The following is a 3688-nucleotide window of genomic DNA, read 5'->3' as shown; positions in this document are numbered from 1 at the left end:
GTTTTCAAATGCCGCGTCCCTATCTAGAACTGAAGCCATAGCTTTTTTTTTGTTAAACAAAGTTAACAAGTTCAGGCAATCTATTAAATTATTTAGTTATAAATTTGGATTTAGATGAATGAGACGTTGCGAATAACTTTTCTAGGAACCGGTACATCCCAAGGTATCCCAATTATCGGCAGTAAACATCCCGTTTGTTTAAGTGATGATCAAAAGGACAAAAGATTACGGGTATCCGTTTTGATTTCTTGGGATAGCTACAATTATGTCATCGACTGTGGCCCTGACTTCCGGCAGCAGATGCTCGCCTACAATGTCCATAAATTGGATGGCATCCTCTTTACCCACGAACATTCAGATCATACGGCAGGGCTTGACGACATCCGTCCCTATTTTTTCCGTCAGGGAGATATTCCCATATTCGCCCATAAAAGGGTCGCAGATTCCTTGCGCAAACGTTTCGATTATATTTTTTCGGATACCAATCGGTATCCTGGCGCACCCTGTGTCGATGTCAATCTGGTCGAAAACAATCATCCGTTTATTTTGGGCGATATCTCTGTGGTACCTATATCAGCCAAACATAACCGGATACAGGTATTCGGTTACCGCTTTTGGGATTTTACGTATCTAACGGACGTAAAAACAATGGATGAAAGAGAAATGGACAAAATCAAAGGCTCTAAAGTTTTAGTGGTCAACGCCCTGAGGGAGGAGGCCCACCATTCCCATTTCAACTTGGAGGAGGCCTTGGCATTCGTGGAAAAGGTAAAGCCCGAAACCGCTTATTTCACTCATATCAGCCACCTTTTGGGATTTCACGCAGAAGTGGAAAAAAAATTGCCCGAAGGCGTGCACTTGGCGTATGATGGGTTGGTCGTCGAGATATGAGATGTGGGATTTGAGAAGTGGCGTTCGAGGCAATAGACGGTTGATTTTAGACGTTATGATTGTGGGCAAGAACCCCGGAAAAATAATAAAGACCTAAGGGGCGCAAATCTTGCGTCTCCTGACTAAAAATAGAATAGAATTGAAAAGTAAAATATTCCTATACCTATTTCTTTTTATGGCGCTCATTAGCCTGTACCTTTTTGTTAGTAGTGGCAAGATGGCGGAAGCCAAGGATGCCCAGATCGAAAACCTTCAGGCCGATGTGGAACAATTGCAGGATTCCGTTAAAAATACCCAATTAAAAGTGCTGGAAATGCAGTATTTTTCTTTGGAAAACAATGATGATGCCCTGGCTTACTATGATCATTTAGCCCTAAAAGAACCTTCGGGCTATATATCCGATAAACTACTGGAGACCAATGAAAGCAAAGGCACCAATCCGCTTGTGCCTTATGAAGGTATGGAAGGTGATTTTAAGATCAATAAAATCAAGGTGCTGAACCACAAATGGATATTGGCCGATTTTTCCGATGGAAAATATTGGGGCGAATTGCTTATTAAATACGAACTGAAGGACGACTTGGGTGTGGACTTTACCTTAATGGACCACTTGTTGTATACCAGAAACAATTGATTTCTTAAATTCTTTCTGTAAGCCACTTTTTGAACGAATGAAAATTCTGGGGCGCAACACCGTGTCCCACGGGGAATTCTTCATATACATGCTCAATTCCTAATTTATTTAAAAATGGCGAGGCTTTCTGCGCCCACTCCGGTGGAATCACTTGATCTACTTGTCCGTGTGAGGCATAGATCATGAGATTATCATGATTTTTATCGACATAACCGTCCACTAAGATTTTCTTGTTAATATATCCACTAAGGGCTATAACATTTTTTATTTTTTCGGGATAAGATAGGGCTACCGCATAGCTGAGAATCGTCCCTTGGCTGAACCCGAGCAAGGTAATTCGCCCATCGTCCAATCCATACGTTTTACATGCTTCATCGATAAATGTGACAATTTTTTCGCGGGATAGTGCGGCCTGTTCGTCATCGCTCCATTTGCCCTGTTGCGTATCGAAATTAATCGCGTACCAGGCATTTCCGAAAGGTTCCATAGGGTAGGGGGCACGGATCGAAATGACGCACAATTCCATTGGAAGCTCAGGTGCAAAGGAAAAAAGATCTTCTTCATTGCTTCCGTAACCGTGGAGCATAAACAATACGGGGGGTTTACCTTTTGTTAATGACGAGGGGCGAATAATATGTTCCAAGGATAATGGGGCTGTGGTCATTTGGAGAGGTTGGTTTTATGGGTTTTTAAGTATAAATTCAATGTCAGGATTATTTGTTTCATGCACGATGCACGATGCACGATGCACGAAGCTCGATCTGCGAGTATGTAAAAGCTAATGATTTTTTAAAAAACACCAAACACCAAACACCGAGCATCCAACCTACTCTTCAACTGATAAAAGTAAACCATTTTTGAAAAAAATCGCCCAAAATGGGTACGGACTGCTTTTTATCCTGTAGGGCACCGATAAAACCGTATCCCCAGAGTACGATATAGCCGATGTATAAACCGTAAAAGGCATAGCCGTTGAACCAAACGCTAAGAAAAAGGGCAAATCCCAAAAAAAACAGATGTAGCCCGAATGCCTGCCGGATGTGGAAACGGGCAAATTCATTCTTTGGCTCGCTGTTCATGCTAATGGCAATCAAGGCGCCGACAAGTGTGAAATAGGCGACAATGGCCGCGGTCTTTCCTTCTTTAATGGTTTTGATATTCATATAAGGTTCAAAAATTTTAATAGGCTGATACAGCTTATACCATGTCTCGCGATTACATAATTTTGCGAACAAGCACTACTTTAAAAAAGCGCTTGTCCATTATTTATCACCCCGTAAACCTTGCCCTTGAACTCTGCATCCAAAAACATACTGTTCTTGGAAGTGGAATGGATATCTTTTGCCTCAAAACGATATTCGACATCGGGGTCGAAAAGCGTGAGGTTGGCCGCTTCGCCTTCCCTGATTTTTGGTGGTTCCATACCGTATCTTTCCCTTCCCTTCGTCAGCAGGTCTATGGCGGTTTCGGTATCGAAAATTCGGTTCAGGGCGCCAAATGAGCTTTCTAGCCCGATAGTTCCGTAGGACGCGTTTTCGAACTCCACTTGTTTTTCCTCGATACTCATCGGTATATGGTCGGTGGTAACGAAATCGATGCTGCCGTAATTAACCCCGTTTATCAATGCTTTGGTGTCTTCTTTGGTGCGCAAAGGCGGCATTACCTTATACGCCGCGTCGAAGTCCGCTAATTTGGAGTCGAAATATAGTAGATTGTGAATCGCAACGCTACAGCTTACGTCCAATCCTTTTTTCTTGGCATCGGCGATCAGTTTCACCGAATGTGCTGTCGAAAGCGTGGGTATATGTAATTTTCCGCCGGTATATTCTAAAATAAAAAGGTCCCTGGCTATCCGTAATTCCTCCGCTAGGGCGGGAATTCCCTTTAATCCAAGTCTAACGGAGGACTCGCCTTCGTTGACGTTTCCCTTGCCGGCAATAGCTGCATCCATTGGAAAGGAATAGGCCAATCCCCCGAAATTCGATACATACTGCAGCGCGATTTTTAAAAGGTTCGCATTTTCCAAGGGGCGTTTAAAATCGTAGAAACCTACCGCTCCGGTATTTTGCATGTCGTAGAGTTCTGCAAGGTCTTTTCCCTCGGCCTTCATGGTCAACGTTCCCAAAGGATATAGACCGGTCACCTGGCCTTTGGCCGCGTTTT

General features: G+C 43.3%; 5 protein-coding genes. 2 read left to right on the top strand and 3 right to left on the bottom strand.

What is annotated here, in order from left to right; translation table 11 throughout:
• Positions 1-114 precede the first annotated feature (114 nt).
• Complete coding sequence (locus ACEW8S_RS18675) at positions 115-891, top strand: MBL fold metallo-hydrolase (RefSeq protein ID WP_373519620.1); 777 nt, start codon at positions 115-117, stop codon at positions 889-891.
• Positions 892-1030: 139 nt separating this feature from the next.
• The gene (locus ACEW8S_RS18670) at positions 1031-1525 is read left to right on the top strand and encodes a hydrolase (protein WP_373519619.1); all 495 of its coding nucleotides are present in this window, start codon (positions 1031-1033) and stop codon (positions 1523-1525) included.
• A 4-nt stretch (positions 1526-1529) separates the two neighbouring features.
• On the opposite strand, the gene ACEW8S_RS18665 is transcribed toward ACEW8S_RS18670, so the two are convergent.
• The 3 genes from ACEW8S_RS18665 to ACEW8S_RS18655 all read right to left on the bottom strand — a co-directional run.
• Positions 1530-2189 (bottom strand): alpha/beta hydrolase, encoded by a 660-nt coding sequence (locus tag ACEW8S_RS18665; protein ID WP_373519618.1) that lies wholly within the window; start codon positions 2187-2189, stop codon positions 1530-1532.
• A gap of 169 nt (positions 2190-2358) precedes the next feature.
• Entirely contained in the window at positions 2359-2688 is a 330-nt protein-coding gene (locus tag ACEW8S_RS18660) for a hypothetical protein (protein ID WP_373519617.1), read from the bottom strand.
• Positions 2689-2768: 80 nt separating this feature from the next.
• Positions 2769-3688 (bottom strand): dihydroorotase family protein (locus tag ACEW8S_RS18655; RefSeq protein WP_373519616.1); only part of this gene is annotated, 920 nt, incomplete at its 5' end.

The organism is Pricia sp. (assembly GCF_041745955.1).
Lineage (GTDB): Bacteria > Bacteroidota > Bacteroidia > Flavobacteriales > Flavobacteriaceae > Pricia.
The sequence above is the reverse complement of the archived record's forward strand: the minus strand, read 5'-3'. Positions and strand labels throughout refer to the sequence as shown.

Coding starts and splice junctions, on each gene's coding strand:
- ACEW8S_RS18675 (WP_373519620.1), top strand. CDS start 115: ATGAATGAGACGTTGCGAATAACTTTTCTAGGAACCGGTACATCCCAA.
- ACEW8S_RS18665 (WP_373519618.1), bottom strand. CDS start 2,189: ATGACCACAGCCCCATTATCCTTGGAACATATTATTCGCCCCTCGTCA.
- ACEW8S_RS18660 (WP_373519617.1), bottom strand. CDS start 2,688: ATGAATATCAAAACCATTAAAGAAGGAAAGACCGCGGCCATTGTCGCC.